Genomic DNA, 21,490 nt, shown 5'->3' with positions numbered 1-21,490 from the left:
CGCTGGCGACGTTGATCACGTCATTTGTGACAAGAAGCTACACCCGGTCGGCGCACTCGGGCAGCCCTCGAAATTGGCCACGGCGCATGTGCCTTCAGCGCCGCTGCGACGAGCGGGCGGCGGGCATGTGCTCCCCGCCCGCCGCTTCGGTGTCAGCGCGTGCGCCACGCCGGGGTGCTGGATCCGCGGGGCACCAGCGGTGGGTCCGGCCAGGACGGGGTGAAGTGCGAGAACCGGACGGGTGGGGCGAGCATGTGGACGTCGCCGAGGGGGCTGGGGGCATCGTAGGGTGTGGGTTCCCGGAGGGAGTGCGACTCGTCGGCGCCCGCGGCGGCGGGGTCGACCAGGCCCAGCGTCTGGTACCACATCGCGGTACGCGTCAGGTTGACCGTGACGTGCCAGGACCCGCCCTCGGTGGCGCGCTTGTTCAGTGCGGCGAGTGCGCCGACGGCGCCCATGTAGCCGGTGATGAAGTCGTTGATCATGCCGGTGACGGGGAGCTTCGGGTCCTCGGGTGTGCCCTCGAGGGTCATCAGGCCCGAGGCGGCGGAGCCGTTCATGTCGAAGCCGCCGCGGGTGCGCCAGGGGCCCTCGGAGCCGTAGCAGGTCACCGAGACGACGATGATGCCCGGATGGCGGGCGGCGAGCCGGCCGGGGTCGAGCCCGAGCCGCTCGAGTTTGTCGCCGCGATGGTTGTTGACGACGACGTGGGCATCGGCCAGCAGCCGATCGGCGCGCTCGCGACCGGCGTCGGTGTTCAGATCGAGGTAGGTGCTGCGGGAGCCGACATTGGCCTCGGCGTAGATGAAGTCGTGCTCGTAGTCGTTGGGCCGGGTGGCGCACAGCACGTCGGCGCCGTACTCGGCCAGGGTGCGCCCGACGGTGGGCCCGGCGATGGCGTGCGTGAACGACAGCACCCGGATCTCATCCAAAGGCCTTGTAGCGGAGCCGAAGTCGTGGATGGGCGCATCGCCGATCCGGCGCAGTCCGATTACCGGCTGCCCGGCCAGCAGCGCACCCTGCGGGTGAGCCAGCCACTCCTGCGGGGTGCGGGCGACGCACAGCGGCAGCCCGGCGGCATTCGCGGACTCCTCCAGCTCGAACGCGTCACGGGCGGCGAACGCCGCGGCGACCTTCGCGTAATCCGGTGGGACATCGAGGTATCGACACCACTTCGCGGCCAGATGCGGATAGACGCCCGAGGCCATGACGGTCCGCCCGTCGGCGGTGCGGTAGGGCGCGAGCAGGAAGGGATTGTCGGCGACGAGCGGGAACGGCGGCAGCTCGCCGGCAAGGGTGGGATGCCAGAACGCGTGCGGCGTGATGCCGTGCACGGCCTGGCGCAGGTCCAGGTGCAGATCCTGATCCGGACCACCGCGGCGGCGGTGCAGCGCGACCGCGCCGACGGCGGCGGCCATGATCGGAATGCCGATGCACGCCCCGAGCCGGTGCCGGGCCGCCACGATCGGATCGCGACCGGCGAAACTCACACTGCCCCCGGCGGCTTCGGTCGAGAGCCCGAGATTGGCCACGAGATCGTTCAGTGCCGCACCGTGATCCAGGTCGTCCATGGTGTCGGGGGTGGCGATCTGCTCAGTCATGGTCTGCTCCTTCGTATTCGAGCCATGGGCGTACCGCGAATCCGGCCGCCAGAGCCCGCCGGGTGAGTTGCGGAGTGAGTACGCGCACCCGGGTCGAGGGTGCGGGCGGCGGTGACTCGGAATATCCCCGGTCCGGGGTCCACGCGTAGGCCGTTCCGGCCCAGAGCAATACGGGGCGACCGTCGTAGGCAACAAACGTTCCTGCTGGGAGGCAACCGATTTCGGCATACTCCGGTGCCAGGCGCTCCCGGTGCAGTATCGAGTCGAGCGTGTCCACGGACACGGCCGTATCGAACGTGGCCGCCTTGTACTCGCGCAGCCGCCGATGCTGGCATTCGCCGCACGGACGATGGCCGGCGGCCAGGGCCACAGCCTCGTCGAAGAAGAACAGCTCGGTGTATTTGCGTCCGGGCTCGCGGAATACGCGCGTACGCCCCTTGAAGGCCAGCCTGCAGTAGATCCAGTGCGTGCTCGCCCACTGCCTGTGCCCCGGGGTCCCGGAGATCGGGCCGCCGCGGTTTCCCATCCAGCTCCCGCGATGCGCGTCGGTGACTATCTCCCCGCCGGGAAGCACCCGATTACGGTGCGGCACAACCTATCCCCGCCCACTCGTGCCGCGTCCCGCCCGGCCGGACTCCGGCAACCGCGCACCGAGTGTCGCGGACGGAGAGGCCCTCGTGAGGAATTTCTGGATCCGGCAGCATTTCCTCACCCATGCTGCCAACCGAACCCGCCGAACGCAATGTGTGGTGCTGCCGTGCGCCGGAACTCGATCGGGATATCCGGAACACACGAAAGGTGACGGCGCTGCTCGGGAGAACGGGAATGAATTCAGGCGGATACCGCTCCCTTTCCCATATTCATTATATAGCGCACCCGGGGGCTTGCGGCAAGGGCGGGGTGATGCCGCATACTCGCTGGCCGAGGCCGGAACCAGCGGAAATGGATGTTGAGAAACGACGGTGCGGTCCGTCGATCGCGGGGAACTGTGCAGGGAAAGCGAGGGCGTGTGTCGGATCTGGGGTATGACGACGAATTACGGGACGAGCGCGGCTATGTGGCAGGGCTTTACGCGCGCCTGGACGCCGAGCGGGCGCGGGTGCGGGGGCGGTACCGCGCGGCGCTGGGCGGTACCGGTGGAACGCCCATGGAACGGGATTTCGAGGTGCGTGCGCTAGCCAGGGAGGCGAAACGGCTGGACGTGGCCGACAACGGGCTGTGCTTCGGCCGGTTGGACACCGTGGCCGGTGAGCATGCGTATATCGGCAGGATCGGCCTGCTCGATGAGCAGAACGACTACGAGCCGGTACTGCTGGACTGGCGCGCGCCGGCGTCGCGGCCGTTCTATACCGCGACCGCGGCGACGCCGGAGAACATGCGGCGGCGTCGTCAGTTCCACACCCGCGGCCGCACCGTGGTCGATTTCACCGACGAGGTGTTCGGCCGTCCCGGCGCCGGCGAGCGCGGCGATGCGGCCCTGCTCGCCGCGGTGAACGCGCCGCGCGGCGAGGGCATGCGCGACATCGTGGCGACGATCCAGGCCGAACAGGACGAGATCATCCGGCTCGACCATCCCGGCGTGCTGGTGATCGAGGGCGGCCCCGGCACCGGCAAGACCGTGGTGGCGCTGCACCGCGTCGCCTACCTGCTCTACACCCAGCGCGAGCAGATGGAACGCCACGGCGTGCTGGTGGTCGGCCCCAATCCGGCCTTCCTGCGGCACATCGGGCGCGTGCTGCCGTCGCTGGGCGAGACGAACGTGGTGTTCACCACCACCGGCGGCCTGGTGCCGGGACTGACCGTCACGGCCGAGGACGGCCCGGAGGCCGCGCGCCTGAAGGGCTCGCTGGAGATCCTCGACGTGCTCGCGGCGGCGATCGCCGCCCGGCAGCGGATTCCGGCGACGCCGCTGGTGATCGAGCTCACGGACGTGGCGGTGCGGATCGATGCCGAGACCGCGGAGTGGGCGGTGCAGGAGGCGCGCGAGAGCGGACGGCCGCACAACGAGGCCCGCGTGGTGTTCCGGGAGATCATCGAATGGGTGCTCACCGAGCGCGCGATCGCCCGGATCGGCAAGGGCTGGCTGCACCGCGAAGACAAGCAGGCGTGGGAGGACATGCGGGCCGATCTGGTCGCCGAGCTCGCCGACAACGAACAATTCACCGCGGCCCTCGATGAGCTCTGGCCGATCCTGACGCCCGAACAGCTACTGTCACAGCTGTATTCGTCGCGGGACCGGCTGCGCGCGACGGGCGTCGACGAGGCGCTGTGGCGCGCCGATGGCGAGGCATGGACGGTGTCGGACGTGCCGCTGCTCGACGAACTGGTCGATCTGCTCGGCCGCGACACGGTGGCCGAACGGGCCGCCGAGCAGGCCGTGGAGCGCGAGCGCCGGGCCGAGGCCGAGTATGCCGCGGGTGTGTTCGACACGCTCATCGAGCGCGAGGACCTGAACGACGACATCGGCTTGATCGCCCAGGACATCATCGTCGCCGAGGATCTGGCCGACCGTTTCGCCGAGTACGACACCCGGGAACTCGCCGAACGCGCCGCCGCGGACCGCGAGTGGACCTACCGGCACATCGTGGTCGACGAGGCGCAGGAGCTGTCCGCGATGGACTGGCGGGTGTTGATGCGGCGCTGCCCGGGCAAATCCTTCACGGTCGTGGGCGATCTGGCGCAGCGCCGGTCGGCCGCCGGGGCGATCTCGTGGGGCGCGATGCTCGAGCCGTACGTGCCGGGCCGCTGGGTCTACCGGTCACTGACGGTGAACTATCGCACTCCGGCCGAGATCATGGCCGTTGCCGCCGCGGTGCTCGCGGAGTTCGCACCGGAGGTGCAGGCGCCGGACTCGGTCCGCGCGTGCGGTGTGCGGCCGTGGTCCCGCGGGGTCGACGAGGACGAATTAGCCACCGCGGTAGCGGAATTCGTGCGAGACGAGGACCGCCGCGAGGGCACGAGCGTAGTGATCGGGCCGCCGGATGTGCCGGGAGCGGTGCCCGCGTCGGAGACGAAGGGCCTGGAATACGACGCTGTTCTGATCGTGGACCCCGACCGGATTCTCGCCGACGGCCCGCGCGGCGCGGCGGAGCTCTACGTCGCGCTGACCCGCGCCACGCAGCGCCTGGGCGTGCTGCACCGGGATCCGTTGCCGGGGGCGCTGTCCGGGCTCCTCGAGCTCGAGAGTCCCGCCCGGACCGCGAGCTGACCGTCCGGTGGCCGAGCCGAAACCAGTGCGCCGGTCGGGAACCGGTGGTCCCGGGGCGGGCGGACCGCGGCCGCTGTGACAGGCGGCGGCCGAGCGCTGGCGGCGCGGCTCGAATCTCGCTGGGTGGTGACCGCGCTCATCGCGGTGGTCGCGGCGCCGTGGCTGGCCTGCGGCCGGCTCACGGCGTAATACGAGCGATGACGCACATCGGGACTCCCGCCTGGGTAGTCTCCGCGGCATGACCGAGGTTTCGGGACAGGCGGGCGCCGGCCGGGCCACGGGCCGTGCAGCGGTGCTGGCGTGGGGATTCTGGGATTGGGCCGTCTCCGCGTTCAACGCGGTGATTGTGACCTTCGTATTCTCGGTCTACCTCACCGACAAGGTGGGCAAGGATCTCCCCGGCGGGATTTCGGCGAGCGCGTGGCTGGGGTGGGCGCTAGCGGCGGCCGGACTGGTGATCGCCGTGACCGCGCCGGTGAGCGGGCAGTGGTTCGACGCGAATGCGAAACGCAAACTCTCCCTGGGAATCCTGACCACGATCACGGTTCTGCTGATGGCGGGCATGTACTTCGTGCGCGCGGACTACCACTATCTGTGGCTGGGGCTGCTGTTGCTGGCGGCCGGGGCGACCTTCGCCGAGCTCGCGCACGTGCCGTACAACTCGATGCTGCGGCAGGTCTCGACTCCCGCGACCGTCGGGCGGATCTCCGGATTCGGTTGGTCCATGGGATATTTCGGCGGCATCTTCCTGCTGCTCATCTGCTACTTCGGTTTCATCTCCGGGACGGGGGACACCAGGGGGTTCCTGGGCATCCCGACCGGCGACGGCGAGAACATCCGGTTGGTCGCGGTGCTGGCGGCGGCGTGGTTCGCGGTCTTCGCGGTGCCGCTGTTCCTGTTCGTGCCCGAATTGCCGGGCACCGCGGCGGATTCCGGGGCCGCGGTCGGTTTCCTGCGCTCGTATCGGGTGCTGTGGAGCGACATTCGCGAGCTGTGGCGGGCGGATCGGCGCACCGTGGGCTTCCTGGTGGCCAGCGCCGTCTTCCGCGACGGCCTGGCCGGCGTATTCACCTTCGGGGCGATCCTGGCGGTCCGGGTGTACGGCATCGCCGACGCTGACGTGCTGCTGTTCGGGATCGCCGCGAATGTGGTTGCGGCCCTGGGGGCGGTGGTCGCCGGGCGGTTCGACGATCGCCTCGGCCCGAAGATCGTCATCGTGACCTCCCTGACGGGCATGCTCGCCTGTGGCCTGGTCCTGCTGGTCGTCTCGGGCCCGATCATGTTCTGGATATTCGGCCTGGCTCTGACGGTCTTCGTCGGTCCCGCCCAGGCCTCGGCCCGCTCGTTCCTGGCCCGGGTGGCCCCGCCCGGCCGCGAGGGCCAGCTCTTCGGCCTGTACGCGACCACCGGCCGGGCGGTGTCCTTCCTGGCCCCAGCGCTTTTCGGCTTCTTCGTCTGGGCGCTGCACGCCGAACGCGCCGGAATCCTGGGCCTGCTCCTGGTGCTGGGCGCCGGGCTGCTGCTACTGCTCCCGGTCCGCGGAAACGACCTGCGCGCCGGCTGAATCCAGCCACCGGATGGCCGCGGCTATGGCATGCAGGGCCAGGCCCTGACCCCACGGCTGCGGGCGATCGTCGCGAATCACGCTGTAGCCGAAGGGAACCAGTTGCAGCACGGTGCCCGCACTGACCCGGGTCAGCAGCCCGTCGTCGCCGACATAGGCCAGCGCTCCGCACACCGCGCGCCTGCCCGCCGCGACGATCTCGGGGGGACAGTCGGGGACCACCGCGGCCGCCCGCAGCATCGCCGCGCCGAGCCCGGCCGCGGCGGAGGTCTCGAGGATCCCCGCGTTCTCGGCCTGATCGTCGACCAGCACGCTCCACACTCCGTGCTCGGGCTGCAGTGCGGCCAGCATCGAGAGCTGCCGCAGCAGCGATTCGGTGATGCGCCGCGCCCGGCCGGGATCGACGGGCGGGTCCGCGCACGCGGCGAGCTCGAGATACTCCACCGCGCTCAGCGCGCACCACGCATTGGCGCGTCCCCAGTGGCACGGGATCGTCTCGCCCCGGTGTGAACCGTGCGCGAACAGGCCGGTGGACGGGTCCTGCAGGATCGCCGCATGAGCGATGAGCTGATCGCCGAATTCGTCCAGCGGCGCCGCGTCGTGGCGGTATTCCCCGAGATGCCCGAGAAAGACCCCGGCCATGAATGTGGTGTCCGCCCATACGCCCCCCGGCCAGTGCTCCAGTGCACCGCTGGGATCCCTTGTCGCGTCCGGTGATTCGCGTAGCCATCGGCCCAGCCGCTCGGCGGTCTCCGCGAACTCGGGATATTCGGTGGCGGCCAGCAGCGCCGCGATACCGGGGGCCAGATTGTTGACGTGGGTAATGCTGATCCCTGCCCGGCTCTGCTCCCGCAGCCAGGCCACCACCTCGCCGGGGACCGGCAGACCGCAGGCCTGCGCGAGGCGGATCATGCCGAGCAGGCACACGCCCTCACCCCAGAACCACGACGGCAGACCGGATTTCCAGGTGGCCCGCACCACCCGTTCGCCGAGTTCGACCAGGCGATCCCGGATCAGGTTCGGGAGCGGGGGCAGGGGCGGCGCGGCGTCGCGGGCCGAGGTCAGATCATCGGACGACATCGCGGCCTCCCGCGCACCGGCCGGGCCTGCCCGCGGGTGTTCATCGCCGGGGCCGTCGGACGGGGAGAACCGCGCTGGCGGGTTCGATGCGCCGCCCCTCGGCCAGGTCCAGCACGAGGCGATGGCCGTCCCACACGGCCTCGAGCCGGTCGTCCCCGAACCCGACGTGCACGGCGGGGTTGTCCAGGTGCGGCGGGTCTGCGACGAAATCCGTTGCGGCCGAGCCATTCACCGTGAAGGCCCCCGGCCAGTGCAGCGCCAGCTCCCGGCCGTCCCCGGCCCGCCAGCGGACGAACCCGTCGCCGAACTCCGGATCGCCCAGGGCGGCAACGAAATCGGCGAAGCATCCGGACACGGCCGCCCGCCCCACCGTGGCGACGTAGCCGAGGCCGTCACCGCGCGGCAGCCAGCTCTGGTAGGCCTCGTCGCCGGTGGTGTGCGGCCGGAAACCACCGGCCGCCGCGACCGCCACGTAACCGGCGCCGAGGCGGCCGGCCAGCCAGGGGCCGTGCACGGTCCACTCGTCCAGGTGCGGAGTGGGGAACCACAGGTGGGTCGAGCCGAACGGGTCGTCGCCAGGAATGCGATGCAGCGCCAGCACGGTATCGCGGTGCTGGTGCGCTCGCGGCAGAATGCGTTGTCCCGCCCAGGCATTGGGGCGCGCCGAGGAGGAGGTGCTCGCGGCCGCGGGATGGGTGGCGAACACCTGCACCTCCGGCCCGAGCGTGGCGCCCCAGATATGTTCCTGCAGGCCGGGCAGCCCGGAGCGATAGTCCTGCACGCTGGACAGCATCGCGTCGGGGGTCCGCCAGACCCGCAGGTCCGAGCCGTAGGGCCGGGAGAGCAGGTCGTGGTACTGCCGATAGTCGCCGCGGTACACCTGGCGGCCGTCCCACTCCTGCGGCTGCGCGGTGGCGATGGCCCGGATCAGTTCGGGCATGTGATAGCGCCGGGCGGTGGCCAGCGCCGTGGCGGGCAGGACCGCCGCGTTCAGCGCCCCCGTGCCCCACAGCGTCCACATGATCGGCGCGGTCTCCTCGAATCGCGATGAGCGCAGCGTGGGCACATACGAACGTCCGTGCGCCGCACCGTGAATCCCGTGCCAGGAATTGCACGCCAGGGTGAGCAGCGCCTTGTCCAGCAGGGCCTCCGCCAACCGGCGCAGTCGGTCGTCGGCGGCGAACTCGACCCACGAGACCAGCGCCAGCGAGTCGATCGCGAGGTAGGCGTTGGAGTCGAACTCGCTGAATCCGCCGGACATCTTGCGGCGCATCCACTCCACGGCCAGCTGCCGGCCGTGCTCGGCGTGGTCGCTTCCCATTCGGCCGGTATTGGTGAACATCTCGTCGGGAAACAGCTCGCCCGCCAGGGTTTCGGCGGTGTGCCAGACGAACTGGTGATTCTCGGTGAAGTAGCACATGGCGTCCAGGCCGGGCTGGTCGATCCAGTACTTGAACCCGAGTAGCGAGCGGCGCACCCGGTCGCGCTGGTCCGGGGTCCAGGCCTCTTCGTCGAGGCGCTTCCACAGGTGGATCAGGCCGACGGCCTCGAAATCGGCACAGTCGGACCGGGAATCGATCATCCACAGCGGCGGGGCGAGATCGTCATCGGACAGTTTGGTGTGCGGGTCCAGGACATGCCGGGCCAGTGCCCTGGCCACTCCGGGGACTCCGGCCGCGACATGCCGCATCAGCTCCGCGCGCCACCGCTGGGGATCGCCCTCGGGTCCGGCGCGGTAGCTCTCCGGGACCCGGGCCGCACGCAGCTGCCGCGTCACCGGCGCGGCCGGATCCGGGATGCGTACGGTCAGGGTCGTTTCGCCGGTCGAGAGCATGGAGGCGGTCGCGTCCGCCGCGGTGGTCGCGGACGCCGGATCGTCGAGATCGGCTGCGGTGCTATCGGATACCGCGCTGTTGTCGAATCCCGGCGCCGCTACGCCGATCGTCCTGGCATACGAATCGACTGCCGCGCTGAAGCTTTGATCGGGAGCAGTGCCGTCGAGACCGGGCGTCGCCTGTTCGACGAGCGACGCCGCTCGGTCGTCGAGCGCCACGATCGCGGACCCATCGGTGAGCACTACCTCCCGCACGGCGCCGTCGGCCGTGGCCACCTCGTACCGCGCGCCGACCGGCCCGGTCAGGCGGACGGTGCCGTCGATGCTCGCCCACGGGTCGATGCCGACCGCTTCGAGCAGGGATTCCGCTGCGGCCGAACGATATTCGTCGGCCTCGGGAGAGGGGATGACAACCCGGACCGGCAGGCCCCGCACCCGCAGGCTCGCCACGTGACGGCATTCCCGGAACGCAACCTGCCAGGTGACCAGATGGATCGCTGTCGTGCCCGAGCGCAGCCGGACCCGCACCCGATCGCGATGCGGCTCCATGTAGGTGAAATCCTCACTCTGCCAGAGCAGTTCACCGTCAACGAACAGCGCCGCCGGTCCGGTACAGCCGACCTCGAGGATGCGGTACTCGGCCTGATCGACCTCGAGCACGGTAGCGGCGATCGCCTGACGGTACTGCGGGGTGAAACAGAACTCGCTCCAGTCGAGCAGTCCGTCGGCGCCGACGTGGCGGCGCTCCCACCGCGATGTGCGACGGGCACGCTCCACGTACCACGAAAAGTCCTCGCCCTCCCGGATTTCCGGCAGCTGCTGGCCCAGGTCGAGCGGGCGAATCTGATAGAGGCGGCCCTTGAGCGGGCCGACATCGGGGCCGTTGGTCAGCACCCACCGGCCGTACTCACCCCACGGGCTACCGTCGGCCTCGAGCACCATGTCCAGATCCTCACAGGGCGTCGACCAGGCCGGTGCGGTGAGCCAGTCGCGGATGTAGCCGCGCGCATCGAGGGTGTGCACGGTGCGCTCGCCGATGGGGTTGTGCGGCAGCAAGGGGTTGTTCACTTGGCGGCTCCTTGCACCAGCCCGGAAATGATCTGTCTCTGCAGAATAAGGAAGATCACGATCACCGGCACGATGGACACTACCGATACCGCGAGAATCTGGTTGAACGGTATCGCCTGCTGCCCAGCGAAGCGCGCGATCGCCACCGGCAGCGTCTGTTTCGATTCGTCCTGGGCCACGATCAGCGGCCACAGGAAGTCGTTCCAGCGCCAGATGACCGAGAAGATCGCCAGCACGGCCAGCGCCGGGCGGCACAGCGGCAGCACGATGCGCCAGAAGATCACGAATTCCCCGGCGCCGTCGATCCGGGCGGCCTCGAGCGTCTCGTCCGGCAGCGACAGCATGTACTGCCGCAGCAGGAACACCCCCGTGGGGGTGGCCGCGGGCGGAATGATCAGGCCCAGTAGCGAATTGGCCATCCCGAGCGACGAGACCACCTGGTAGACCGGCAGCAGGATCACCTGCAGCGGAATCATGATGGTGGACAGCGTGATCAGAAACAGCAGGTTCCGGCCCCGGAAGTTGTACTTGGCCAGGGCATACGCCGCCATCGAGTTGATCAGCAGCGTCAGGGCCGTCGCCGCGGCCGTGACGAGCACGCTGTTGAGCAGGTAGCGCGGAAAGTCGAAGGCCGCCAACCCGGTCCGGTAGTTGTCGAAATCCAGGTGGTGCGGGTACAGCGTGGGTGGTTGCGCGGCGAGTTCGGCCGGTGTCTTCAACGAGGACAGCCCGGCCCAGATCAGCGGGGCCACCACGACGATCGCGCCCACGATCAGCACGGTAGCGCGCACGACCGTGGCCGTCGAGGGCGGGCGCCCGCCGGTGGAGGTCCAGGTGTTGTTCACACCGCCTCCCGGCGCCGGCCGACGACGTAGTTCAGGAAGGTGACGGCGAAGACGACCAGGAACAGGATCACCGCCGCCGCGCTGGCCACGCCGTAACTGATCGGCGAGGTGAACCCGTTGGTGTAGATGTACTGCACCAGGAGCGTCGTCGCACCGACCGGCCCGCCGCCGGTAAGCGTGAAGATGAAGTCGAACGCCTGGAATCCCGCTATCGTCGCCAGCGTGATCACCATCGTCGTGGTGGGCCGCAACAGCGGTAAGGTGATGTGCCGCACCGTATTCCATACCCCTGCGCCGTCGATGGTGGCGGCCTCGTAGATCTGCGCGTCGATCGCCTGCAGGCCGGACAGCGTGATCATGGTGTAGAACCCCAGATGAATCCAGACCCCGACCAGGATCACCGAGATCAGCGCCAGGCGCGGAGTCACGAGCCAGGCGGGATGTCCCAGGCCCACCGCGCCGATCACCTCGTTGACCAGCCCGGTCCGGCGGTCCAGCGCGGCGTTCCAGATCAGGCCGACGACCACCGGCGAGACGACGAAGGGCAGGAAGTACGCCGCACTGAGCGCGCCCCGGCCCCGGCGCTGGCGGTTGAGCATGAGCGCCAGCGCGGTCGAGGCCACGGCGCTCACCACCACGAATCCGGCGACGAATTCCGCGGTCTGCCGTGCCACCGCCCAGAATTCGTTGCTGCTGAGGATCCTTCGGTAGTTGCCGGTTCCGACCGGGTGAAAGGTCAGCCCGTTGTTGCTGTCGTAGAGGCTGAGATTGAATCCGTTCAGCGCCGGCCAGATCGTGAACAGGCCGAAGATCGCCATGTTCGGCAGCACAAACAGGTACGGAACGAGCTTGCGCCGGAAGCGAATCCGGCGTCTCGGTCTCCGGGTGAGCGGCCGATCGCTCATTTGCTCGCCTTGATGATCTGCGTGACCTGATCGCGCAGATTGCGCACGCAGTCCGGCACCCCCTCCTGGCCCGCGACGGCCTTGTCGAACTCCTTGACCAGGGCGTTGGCCGCGCCGGTGTAGGCGGGGCTGGCGACCGCGGTGAAATCGGGCGCGGGGGTCGAATTGATTTGGGAGATGAAGATATTCATGTCCGCGGCGTGCGAGGGATAGGGGATGCCCGAGGCGACCAGATCCTTGCGGGTGGGCAGCCAGTACGAATCGATATCGGTCTGGCGCTGGTTCTCCGTGCGGTTCATCCACTGCACGAACGCCGCGCCGAGGGTCGGCTCCTTGCTGTGCGAGAAGGCGACCATCATCTTCATTCCCGGGAAGCCGCCGCATTCGGTCGCGCACGGATCCGGAACCGCCCGCCAGGAGAACGGCGCGGACTTGGTGAACGCGCCGACCTGCCAGGGCCCGGACAGGTATACCGGCGCCTGCTGGGCCAGGAAGGGGTCGTTGCCGCCCTTGTAGTTGGTCCCCGCGCCGAGCCAGAAGTCCTTGGAGATCTTGTCGCTTTGCAGCAGACCGTTGAACATGCCCAGGGCCTGTTCGGTTTTCACCTGGTCCAGGCCCACCTGACCGTCCGGTCCGATGAGATTGGTGCCGTATTCGCTCAGGACCGTGCTGAGCCGGTTGCCCGAGACGTCCATGGTGAGCGCGTTGGGCATGTGGTTGGCCTGCGCCACCTTGGTGGCGTCGTCGACGAACTGCTGCCACGTCCACTTGGCGGACGCATCGGGCAGGGGCACACCGGCCTTGGCGAAGGCGTCGGCGTTGACGAAGGGGCCGTTGATGGTCTGATCGCTGGGCACCGCGTACATGTGACCGGCCGCGTCCTCGGCGGTGCCCACCGCGCCCGCGGTGAACTCACCGGGATACGACTTGCCGAAATAGTCGGTGAAATCCAGTAATTCGCCCGCGTACGGATGCCAGTCCTGGACCCGGGCCACCTCCGGCTCGGTGTGCGAGGCGATGCGCGCCTGCAGCGCGGTGTTCAGCTGGGCGAACGGCACCGTCTGCAGATCCACGGTGGCACCGGTGGCCTGCTCGAAGCGGGTGATGGCGGCCTTGGTGGCGTCGAGGTCGGGCCCGTCGGTGAAGTACAGGTAGGTCATGTGTTTGCCCTTGAAGGAGCTGAAATTTACCGTGACCGGCCCCGTCGGGGTGCTGCTGGACTGCTGGACGCCCGGTGCGCAGGCGGTGGCCACAGCCAGCGCCACCCCCGCGACCATCGAGCCGACTACTGCGCTGATTCGCATTCGAATCACTCCTGCTCGTGCGCTCGGTCACATCTTGCCGCTGTCTTGCCTCGTACGGCATACTCCACCGGCATCCTGTGTGAAGGAAAGCATTTCCCGTCCAGCGGAAAAAGCTGCCGGTCGAGGATGTGAATCGAGGTGACGGTGCCGTCGCGTCGATGCCGGGAACGGATCGGTATGCCCACTCCGATTGATAGGCAACAGATATGACAGACGTTCGATACGCCACGAGTCCGGACGAGATGGCGACGCTGTCGCCGGAGGAGCTGCGCGGGCGCTTCCTCGTCGCCGACCTGTTCGCCGCGGGAGAGCTGCGTTTCGCGTTCTCGCAACAGGATCGCTTGCTGATCGGCGGCGCCGTGCCTGCCGGTGGCACCCTCGAGCTGACCGCCCCGGATGAGGTGCGCGCCGAAAACCTGTGCGATCGCCGCGAACTCGGCATCGTCTGCCTCGAGGGGCAGGGTACGGTGCGGGCGGACGGCACCGAGCATGCGGTGCGGGCCGAGGACATCGTCTACGTCGGGCAGGGCACGAAAGCCGTGGCGGTATCCGGCGATGCGGTGTTCTATATCGTCTCGGCCCCGGCGCACAGGTCCTATCCCACCACGCTGATACCCCGCTCCGAGGCCGAAACGGTGAGCATCGGCGAGGCGGACAAGGCCAGCGCGCGCACCCTGCGGAAATACGTGCACGACAAGGGCGTTCAGTCCTGCGAGCTGGCGCTGGGCATCACGACGCTGGAGCCGGGCAGCGTCTGGAACACGATGCCGTGTCACACCCACGACCGGCGGACCGAGATCTACCTGTACTTCGGCCTCGACGCGGGCGAGCGGGTGGTGCACCTGTGCGGGCAGCCCGCGCGCACCCGCAGCATGATTGTCGCCGACCGCAGACGGTGATCAGCCCGCCATGGTCGATCCACACCGGCGCCGGCACCGCCCCGTATCGCTTTGTATGGTCCACGGCGGGAGAGAATCTCGCCTACACCGATATGGATATGGTTGCCACCGAGGCCCTCTCATGAGTTTCCGGCTGGACGGTCTGCGGGCGCTGGTGACCGGTGCCCGGACCGGCATCGGGCGGGCGGCGGCGTTGGCGCTGGCCGATGCGGGTGCCGACGTTGTGCTCTGGGGGCGTGAAGAGGCAGGGCTCGAACCCGTCGCCGCGGAGGTCCGCGCGTTGGGGCGGGAGGCCGATACCGTGGGAGTGGACCTCGCCGATCTCGCGGCGGTGGAGGCCACCGCGACCGAACTCGCCGCCGGCCACCGCATCGACCTGCTGATCAACAACGCCGGAATCATCGGACGCGGTGCCGCGCAGGGCATTTCGCTGGCCGAGTGGCAGCGGGTGCTCGCGGTGGATCTGGACGCGGCATTCCTGCTGGCGCGGTGCCTCGGGGCGCCGATGCTCGAACGCGGCGCGGGGCGGATCGTGAACATCGCCTCGCTGCTGTCGTTCCAGGGCGGCATCAACGTCGCCTCCTACACCGCGGGCAAGCATGCGATCGCGGGCCTGACCAAGGCGCTGGCCACCGAGTGGGCCGGGCGCGGGGTCGGGGTCAACGCGATTGCGCCGGGCTACATCGCGACCGCGAATACCCTTCCGCTGCGCGAGGATCCGATTCGGAACCGGGCGATCGTGGACCGCATTCCGGCGGGCCGCTGGGGCGAGCCGGACGACCTGGCCGGGGCCGTGGTGTTCCTGTGCTCCCCGGCGGCGGCCTATGTGCACGGACATGTGCTGGTGGTGGACGGGGGGTGGCTGGCGCGGTGAACGAGGCGGCGAAATCCCCGGCGCCGAGCGCGGTGGCCAAGGTGGTCATGGTGCTCGAGGCGCTGCTGAGCTACCACGGGGTGAGCGAGCGCAGCGAGCGACCGATAGACAGCCGAGCCCTCGCTCGCGCCGGAGCGAAGCGGAGGATAGACACAGCCGAGCCCTCGCTCGCGCCGGAGCGAAGCGGAGGCGTGAGCGAGATCAGCCGCAGCACCGGGCTTCCCACCTCGACCGTGCACCGGATCCTGCGGGAGCTGTCCGGATTGGGCTGGGTACGAGTCGATTCCGAGCATCGCTATCTGCCGGGCGTGCGGCTGTTGTCGCTGGCGGGGCAGACCGCGGGCGTCACCCACATCGTGCGCCCGATCCTGCAGGGGCTGTGCTCGTCCACCGGGCATACGGTGCACTTCGCCCTGCTGTCCGGCGAAGAGGCCGTGTACGTCGACAAGCTCGAGGGCGATCGCGCCTACGGCATGCGCTCGCGCGTCGGGTTGTCGATTCCGTTGCACTGCACCGCGATCGGCAAGGCCATCCTGGCCTGTCTACCCCGCGCGGAGCTGCGCGAGCTGCTGACGCGGATGCCGTTGCCCGCCATGACCGCCCGCACGATCACCGACCCCGATCTGCTGATCGCCCACTTGGACAACGTGGCTCGCCGTGGATACTCGGTCGACGACGAGGAGAACGAGGAGCACACCCGCTGCCTGGGCGTCGCGGTCCTGGATCCGCACGGCCGCCCGATCGGAGGCATCAGCGTCTCGGCGCTGACCTTCGACCTCGACCGGGTCAAGGTCCGGGCCTGTGCGCCGCTGCTGATCGCCGCGGCGCGGGAGGCCTCACAGGCCCTGGGACTGCCGGGGGCGGCCCCGCGTCCACCGGACGGGCGCTCCGGCTGACCTCGTTCTCAGCGTGCTCACAGCCGGCGGATCCTATCGTCACGCGCTGTGACGGACACGACGAAATCGCAGGTACGCACGACCCGGCACATGCTGAGCAAGGTGCCCGAGGTCACGATGTGGTTCTGGATCATCAAGATCCTGTGCACCACGGTGGGCGAGAGCTTCGCCGACTGGATCAACAACTCGCTCGGTGTCGGGCTGGTGCCGACGGCGCTGATCTTCACGGTCGTGCTCGCCGCGGTGCTGGGCTGGCAACTGCGGCTGGATCGGTATGTGCCGCTGGCCTATTGGCTCAGCGTCGTGGTCCTCAGCGTCACCGGCACGCTGTACACCGACATCCTCACCGATCAGCTGAATGTTCCGCTCGCACTGAGCACGTCGGTGTTCGCCGTGGTCCTCGCGGTCGTCTTCGGGATCTGGTTCGCCCGGGAGCGGACGCTGTCGATCCACAGCATCGTCACGCTGCCGCGCGAGCTGTTCTACTGGCTGGCGGTGCTGGTCACCTTCGCCCTCGGTACCGCCGTCGGCGACTGGACGCTCGCCGCGACCGGATGGGGTCCGGGCACCTCGGTGCTGCTGCCCGCCGGACTGATCGTCGCCATCGTCCTCGGGTGGCGCCTGGGCGCTAACGCGGTGCTCTCGTTCTGGCTCGCCTACATCCTGACCCGGCCGCTGGGCGCGAACCTCGGCGACTGGCTGGCCTCGCCCACCGCCGACCACGGTCTCGGCCTGGGTACCGCGCTCACCAGCGTGATCTTCCTGGTGGCGATCCTGGCGACGGTCGGGTACCTCACCCGCACGCGTGGGGATGTGATCGCCGATCGGCCCACGCCCGTGCCCGCGAATCCCGGTCAGGAGCGAGCTGGCGAGCGACCCATGGGCACAGTGCGCACTGCGCCCGGCGGAGCGAAGCGGAGGAGGGAGCGAGCTGGCGAGCGACCCATGGGCACAGTGCGCACCGCGCCCGACGGAGCGAAGCGGAGGAGGGAGCGAATCATGCTGGGGTACTACGCGATTGTCGCGATCCTCGTCGCAGTCCTGCTGGGCTGGGCGGCGGGACAACCGCATGCCACCCCGTCCACCGACGAGGAAGCCGCCCCGGCATCCGCCCCACAGACCCCGGGGCAGGCGATCGCGCACTTCCCGCCCGCCGAGGTCGCGAACTTCCGGACCATCACCCGGGACACGCTGGTCCTGGTGCAGACCGGGAAGCAGCCCGAGGCGAAGGCCCGCATCAAGGACCTGGAAACGGCCTGGGACAAGGACCAGGACACCCTCCAGTCGCTCGATCAGTCCGGCTGGACCGTTGTGGACGGCCGGATCGACAGCGTCCTGAAGGCGATTCGCTCCAGCCATCCCGACTCGGCGACCGAGACCGGGGCGCTCGACGCGCTGCTCGGCACGCTGGGGTGAGGTCGCGAATTACCCTGTTGTGCAGGCTATTCCGGCGGACCCGGTAGCGGCCAGGCCAGGGCGTCCAGCGCTATCAGCCGGGCCAGCAGGGTACGGCGGGGGACCGGGAGCCCGCAGAGGTGGTCGAGGGTGGGAACCACGACATAGCAGGCCTGCGAACGGAACAGCTCGCACAGCAGCTCCTCGAAGGCGCCACCGTCGCCGGACTCCCGGAACACCGCCGCGAGCTCGAAGCCGGCCTCCCGGGCGTACCGGCACAGGTGCCGTTCGCACTGCTCGATGCCGCCGCTGACCATGGCGGTACGGATCAATGCGTACATCAGTGGACGCATGGCACACCTTCATTCGGATATGGACAAGATCGTGCGCACATTCAGCGGCGGGATCCTGACCTCTGCGGTGATGCCGGTCGCCGGGCGATCGGCGTCGGTGGGCCGCAGGCGCACGGTGATGCCGTGCCGTTCGGCGAGCCGACCGACCACATAAAGGCCCATGCGCCTGGCCGTTTCGGCCTCGATCTCCGGCGGCGAGGCCAGCCGGTCGTTGAGCAGCTCGAGATCCGCGGCGATGATTCCGCTTCCGTGGTCGACGATTTCGACGATGGCGCCGCCGTCGCGCCCGCGTTCGCAGTGCACGTCGACCTCGGTGAGCGGGGGCGAGGATCGCAGCGCGTTGTCCAGCAGCTCGGCCAGCAGATGCACGACATCGATGGCGGCCGCGCCGGTGATCGCGATCTCCGGCGCGGCCGCCACCTGCACCCGCCGGTAGTCCTCGACCTCGGAGGCCGCCGCACGCACCACGTCCTGGATCGGCATGGCGTCCGATCGAATACGCGCCACCTGCGTCCCGGCCAGGACCAACAGGTTGTCCCCGTTGCGGCGCATCCGGGTGGCGAGATGATCGAGCTCGAACAGGCGCGTGAGCCGGTGCGGGTCCTCCTCGTTGCGCTCGAGGGCCTCGATCAGCCGAAGTTGGCATTCCAATAGCGAATTGGTGCGCCGGGCCAGCGCGTCGAACAGGTCGTTGACCAGCAGGCGCAGCTGGCGCTGGCGGCTGGCCAGATTCAGCGCCTGATCGTGGATGTCGTCGACCGCGCGCGCGACCGCTCCGATCTCTTCGTCCGAATCCACCGGCACGGCGGTGATTTCGAGAATCGCGTCGGGGTCCCCGGTATTGATGAGCTCCACCTCGGCGGGCAGATCCACCTCGGCCAGGCGGCGGGCGCTGTCGTGCAGGCGATGCAGGGGCCGCAGCAGCGCCTGCGCCACCACCGCCGCGATCGTCAGCCCGAGCACCAGGGTGAGCATCAGCAGCACCGAATCGCGGACCGCGGCGTACCGGGCCTGTGACACCAATCCGTCGACGGTGGCGGCGATGTCGTGCGCCTGATCGGCCACCAGCGCCTCGTAGGTGCTCAGATCGTGGACCAGGGCGTCGCCGTAGCCGACCGCGCGCACCGCGGCCGGGCCCGCGGGTATCGCGACGCGGACCTTCGCGATGAGCGGATTCTCGGCCGCGAGCGCCGCCTGCAGGTGCGAAATGCGCGGGTCACCGGGGATCTCGGTGCGCAGGCGATCCAGCAGCACCGACTCCGCGCCGATCGCCGCGGTCAGCTGGGTGCCGGGGTCGGCCGGGTTGACGATGATCTTGACCAGGCCGACGGCGATCTGGAAGATCTGCCGCTGCGCCGCCCAGATGTCCAGAAGCCGCCGCTCCCCATCGCCGACGGCCACCGAATTCATCGGCCGCAGTACGGATTCCACGACGGTGTCGGCGGTGCCGGTGATGGTGTGCTGGATCGCCGTGAGGTCGTCGATGGAGACCTGCGAGCCGAGATTCAGATCGCGCAGGTGGGTGGCGGCATCGGACATCGCGTTCTCCGCCTGTGCTGCCGCCGGCGGCAGGCCGGGCCGGGTGCGCACGGCATCCAGCCGGGTGATCGCGTCGACCAGCGGCACGCGATCCGAGACGACGAGCGTTCCGGCCGCCTGGCGGCCCGCGACGACGGTGGCGGAAGCCTCCACCGCCACCACCACATCGACGTTGTCGACATACGCGGCCGCGGCGGACTCGTCGACGGCATCGCCGATCTCGCCGACCAGGCGCACCGAACCCAGGATGACGGCGACGATCAGTGGAAACACCACGACCACAGCCACTTTCGTACGCACCCTCCAGCGTTGGAGGGAGAGGGGCGCGGGCATGATCAGCTGTGCTCCCGTGTCCCGCCGGGGGCGCCGTTCCGGGCCGCTACCGCGCTGGAATCCGGCGACGCCAGGTACTCGACATGCAGGGTGCCCGCGGCGTACCACTGCCGCAGCGAGGCCTTGTCGTACTTGCCCACCGAGGTCTTCGGGATCTCGGCCAGCAGCGACCAGCGTTCGGGCAGTTTCCATTTCGGCACCCGGGTGGCGAGGAAGGCCGCGATGTCGGCGAGCGAGTGCCGCCCGTCGCCGCGCACCACGACGCAGGCCATCGGCCGCTCGCCCCACCGGTGATCCGGCACGCCGATCACGGCCGCCTCGGGGACCGCGGGGTGGGCCATCAGTTCGTTCTCGAGACCCACCGAGGAGATCCATTCGCCGCCGGACTTGATGACATCCTTGGCGCGATCGGTGATGGTCAGGTAGCCCCGCGGTGTGATCACGCCGATGTCGGCGGTGCGCAGCCAGCCGTCCTGGAACGCGTCCGCGCCGACCTCGCCGTGGTACTCGCCGGTGACCCACGGGCCACGCACCTGCAGCTCGCCCTCGCTGATTCCGTTGTGCGGCAGCACGGTTCCATCGGCGCCCACCAGGCGGGCCTCGACCTGGGCCGGAAATCTGCCCTGCGAGAGCCGATCCGGATCCGTGGCGTCGGTGACGCGGGCGACCGCGCCCAGCGGCGAGGTCTCGGTCATGCCCCAGGCGTGGATCAGTGCGATGTTGTGCCGCTTGCGATATGCCGCGATCAGCGACGGCGGGCAGGCGGACCCGCCGACCAGCGCCTCCCGCATGGTCGAGATGTCGATGCCGGGATGCTCGTCGAGGTGGTCCAGCAGCGACTGCCAGATGGTCGGCACGCCCGCACCCTTGGTCGGCAGGGCCGTGTCGATGAACGCGGCCAGCGGTGCGGCGGCCAGGAATCGGTCCGGCATCGCGAGCGAGGCGCCGGTCAGGAAGGCTGCGTACGGCAGGCCCCAGGCCAGCACGTGGAACTGCGGCACCACGGCCAGGATGCGGTCGCCCTGGCCGAGCCCGAGCGCATTGGGCAGTGCGACGGCCATGGCGTGCAGGTATATCGAGCGGTGGCTGTAGACCACACCCTTCGGGTCGCCGGTGGTACCCGAGGTGTAGCACAGCGCCGCGGCGGTGGACTCGTTGAGATCCGGCCACGGGAATTGATCCGGCTGCGCCGCAAGCAGATTCGCGTAGTCGTACACCAGCAGGCCGGAACCGGACAGCACCGTCGCATCCGCCGGGCCGTTCACGATGACGCACTCGAGGTGGAGCATGCGCGGAGCCAGCTCCGCGAAGCGCGCCAGCAGCGAGCCGTCGACGAGGGCGACCCGATCCTGCGCGTGGTTGGCGGTGAAGACGATCTGCTCCTCGCTCAGCCGGATGTTCAAGGGGTGCAGTACCGCTCCCATCGAGGGGATCGCGAAGTACGCCTCGGTGTGCTCCTGGTTGTTCCACATGAAGGTGGCGACACGGTCGCCCCGGCCGATGCCGAGATCCCGCAGCGCCCAGGCCAGACGCGCTGCGTTGGTGCCGATTTCGTGATAGGTCCCGGTCCGTGCCCCCTCGGGCGTAGCGGTCAGGAGCAGGCGGTCGCCGTGAAAGGTGGTGGCGTACTTTAGCAACCGCCCTATCTGGAGTTGTACGGGCTGCATTGTGCTGCGCATGGCTGTCATTCGCATCCGATCGCGGTGGCTGGGGTGCCGCACCGGACTGGGAGAGGCGACGTCGTTGTCGCGGCGATGCGACAGCGTTGTCGCTGCGGTGCGGCGGATTTCAG

At 69.3% G+C, this 21,490-nt stretch carries 16 protein-coding genes; 6 read left to right on the top strand and 10 right to left on the bottom strand.

Annotation, left to right across the window (positions count from 1 at the left end; genetic code table 11):
* Positions 1 to 152 precede the first annotated feature (152 nt).
* Together KO481_RS27895 and KO481_RS27890 are read right to left on the bottom strand one after the other, a co-directional pair.
* Positions 153 to 1,601, bottom strand: a complete 1,449-nt coding sequence (locus KO481_RS27895; RefSeq protein ID WP_215921396.1) for a CoA transferase — start codon at positions 1,599 to 1,601, stop codon at positions 153 to 155.
* A complete protein-coding gene (locus KO481_RS27890) occupies positions 1,594 to 2,193 on the bottom strand; it encodes a hypothetical protein (RefSeq protein ID WP_215921394.1) in 600 nt (199 codons plus the stop codon). Before KO481_RS27890 ends, KO481_RS27895 begins: the two co-directional genes overlap by 8 nt.
* 417 nt (positions 2,194 to 2,610) lie before the next feature.
* On the opposite strand from KO481_RS27890, the gene helR reads away from it, so the two are divergent.
* On the top strand, positions 2,611 to 4,809 hold the full coding sequence (gene helR / locus KO481_RS27885) for an RNA polymerase recycling motor ATPase HelR (RefSeq protein ID WP_215921392.1): 2,199 nt from the start codon (positions 2,611 to 2,613) through the stop codon (positions 4,807 to 4,809).
* 238 nt (positions 4,810 to 5,047) lie between these two features.
* Positions 5,048 to 6,373: an MFS transporter gene (locus KO481_RS27880; RefSeq protein ID WP_215921390.1), complete on the top strand. Its 1,326-nt coding sequence runs from the start codon at positions 5,048 to 5,050 to the stop codon at positions 6,371 to 6,373.
* On the opposite strand, the gene KO481_RS27875 is transcribed toward KO481_RS27880, so the two are convergent.
* From KO481_RS27875 to KO481_RS27855, 5 genes are read right to left on the bottom strand one after another with little or no spacing between them, the layout of a single operon-like run.
* On the bottom strand, positions 6,332 to 7,453 hold the full coding sequence (locus KO481_RS27875) for a glycoside hydrolase family 88 protein (RefSeq protein ID WP_215921388.1): 1,122 nt from the start codon (positions 7,451 to 7,453) through the stop codon (positions 6,332 to 6,334). The genes KO481_RS27880 and KO481_RS27875 overlap by 42 nt on opposite strands.
* 40 nt (positions 7,454 to 7,493) lie before the next feature.
* Positions 7,494 to 10,355 carry a hypothetical protein gene (locus KO481_RS27870; protein ID WP_215921386.1) on the bottom strand — a complete coding sequence of 954 codons (2,862 nt, stop codon included), beginning with the start codon at positions 10,353 to 10,355 and terminating at the stop codon, positions 7,494 to 7,496.
* Entirely contained in the window at positions 10,352 to 11,200 is an 849-nt protein-coding gene (locus tag KO481_RS27865; protein WP_215921384.1) for a carbohydrate ABC transporter permease, read from the bottom strand. Before KO481_RS27865 ends, KO481_RS27870 begins: the two co-directional genes overlap by 4 nt.
* A complete protein-coding gene (locus KO481_RS27860; RefSeq protein WP_215921382.1) occupies positions 11,197 to 12,105 on the bottom strand; it encodes a carbohydrate ABC transporter permease in 909 nt (302 codons plus the stop codon). Before KO481_RS27860 ends, KO481_RS27865 begins: the two co-directional genes overlap by 4 nt.
* A complete protein-coding gene (locus tag KO481_RS27855; protein WP_215921380.1) occupies positions 12,102 to 13,409 on the bottom strand; it encodes an ABC transporter substrate-binding protein in 1,308 nt (435 codons plus the stop codon). Before KO481_RS27855 ends, KO481_RS27860 begins: the two co-directional genes overlap by 4 nt.
* 206 nt (positions 13,410 to 13,615) lie before the next feature.
* Here KO481_RS27855 and kduI point away from each other — a divergent pair, with 206 nt between their 5' ends.
* The 4 genes from kduI to KO481_RS27835 all read left to right on the top strand — a co-directional run bounded on the left by kduI (position 13,616) and on the right by KO481_RS27835 (position 17,494).
* The gene (gene kduI / locus KO481_RS27850; RefSeq protein ID WP_215921378.1) at positions 13,616 to 14,308 is read left to right on the top strand and encodes a 5-dehydro-4-deoxy-D-glucuronate isomerase; all 693 of its coding nucleotides are present in this window, start codon (positions 13,616 to 13,618) and stop codon (positions 14,306 to 14,308) included.
* 121 nt (positions 14,309 to 14,429) lie between these two features.
* A complete protein-coding gene (locus KO481_RS27845) occupies positions 14,430 to 15,182 on the top strand; it encodes an SDR family oxidoreductase (RefSeq protein ID WP_215921376.1) in 753 nt (250 codons plus the stop codon).
* Positions 15,167 to 16,078 carry an IclR family transcriptional regulator gene (locus tag KO481_RS27840; RefSeq protein WP_215921374.1) on the top strand — a complete coding sequence of 304 codons (912 nt, stop codon included), beginning with the start codon at positions 15,167 to 15,169 and terminating at the stop codon, positions 16,076 to 16,078. Before KO481_RS27845 ends, KO481_RS27840 begins: the two co-directional genes overlap by 16 nt.
* Positions 16,079 to 16,168: 90 nt before the next feature.
* Positions 16,169 to 17,494, top strand: a complete 1,326-nt coding sequence (locus KO481_RS27835) for a COG4705 family protein (RefSeq protein WP_245401654.1) — start codon at positions 16,169 to 16,171, stop codon at positions 17,492 to 17,494.
* 26 nt (positions 17,495 to 17,520) lie between these two features.
* On the opposite strand, the gene KO481_RS27830 is transcribed toward KO481_RS27835, so the two are convergent.
* The 3 genes from KO481_RS27830 to KO481_RS27820 are packed head-to-tail and all read right to left on the bottom strand — an operon-like array spanning position 17,521 to position 21,377.
* Complete coding sequence (locus KO481_RS27830) at positions 17,521 to 17,826, bottom strand: hypothetical protein (protein WP_215921372.1); 306 nt, start codon at positions 17,824 to 17,826, stop codon at positions 17,521 to 17,523.
* Between the two features lie 9 nt (positions 17,827 to 17,835).
* Entirely contained in the window at positions 17,836 to 19,653 is a 1,818-nt protein-coding gene (locus KO481_RS44445) for a sensor histidine kinase (protein WP_215921370.1), read from the bottom strand.
* 47 nt (positions 19,654 to 19,700) lie between these two features.
* On the bottom strand, positions 19,701 to 21,377 hold the full coding sequence (locus KO481_RS27820) for a long-chain fatty acid--CoA ligase (RefSeq protein ID WP_215921368.1): 1,677 nt from the start codon (positions 21,375 to 21,377) through the stop codon (positions 19,701 to 19,703).
* Between the last annotated feature and the right edge of the window lie 113 nt (positions 21,378 to 21,490).

Source organism: Nocardia albiluteola (assembly GCF_018860155.1).
GTDB classification, from domain to species: Bacteria; Actinomycetota; Actinomycetes; order Mycobacteriales; family Mycobacteriaceae; genus Nocardia; species Nocardia albiluteola.
This window is presented reverse-complemented; position numbering and strand designations above follow the sequence as displayed.

Excerpts from the sequence above, each read along its gene's own strand:
- KO481_RS27895 (WP_215921396.1), bottom strand. The coding sequence starts at position 1,601 with ATGACTGAGCAGATCGCCACCCCCGACACCATGGACGACCTGGATCAC.
- KO481_RS27880 (WP_215921390.1), top strand. The coding sequence starts at position 5,048 with ATGACCGAGGTTTCGGGACAGGCGGGCGCCGGCCGGGCCACGGGCCGT.
- KO481_RS27875 (WP_215921388.1), bottom strand. The coding sequence starts at position 7,453 with ATGTCGTCCGATGATCTGACCTCGGCCCGCGACGCCGCGCCGCCCCTG.
- KO481_RS27860 (WP_215921382.1), bottom strand. The coding sequence starts at position 12,105 with ATGAGCGATCGGCCGCTCACCCGGAGACCGAGACGCCGGATTCGCTTC.
- KO481_RS27855 (WP_215921380.1), bottom strand. The coding sequence starts at position 13,409 with ATGCGAATCAGCGCAGTAGTCGGCTCGATGGTCGCGGGGGTGGCGCTG.
- kduI (WP_215921378.1), top strand. The coding sequence starts at position 13,616 with ATGACAGACGTTCGATACGCCACGAGTCCGGACGAGATGGCGACGCTG.
- KO481_RS27845 (WP_215921376.1), top strand. The coding sequence starts at position 14,430 with ATGAGTTTCCGGCTGGACGGTCTGCGGGCGCTGGTGACCGGTGCCCGG.
- KO481_RS27835 (WP_245401654.1), top strand. The coding sequence starts at position 16,169 with ATGCTGAGCAAGGTGCCCGAGGTCACGATGTGGTTCTGGATCATCAAG.
- KO481_RS27830 (WP_215921372.1), bottom strand. The coding sequence starts at position 17,826 with ATGCGTCCACTGATGTACGCATTGATCCGTACCGCCATGGTCAGCGGC.
- KO481_RS27820 (WP_215921368.1), bottom strand. The coding sequence starts at position 21,377 with ATGCGCAGCACAATGCAGCCCGTACAACTCCAGATAGGGCGGTTGCTA.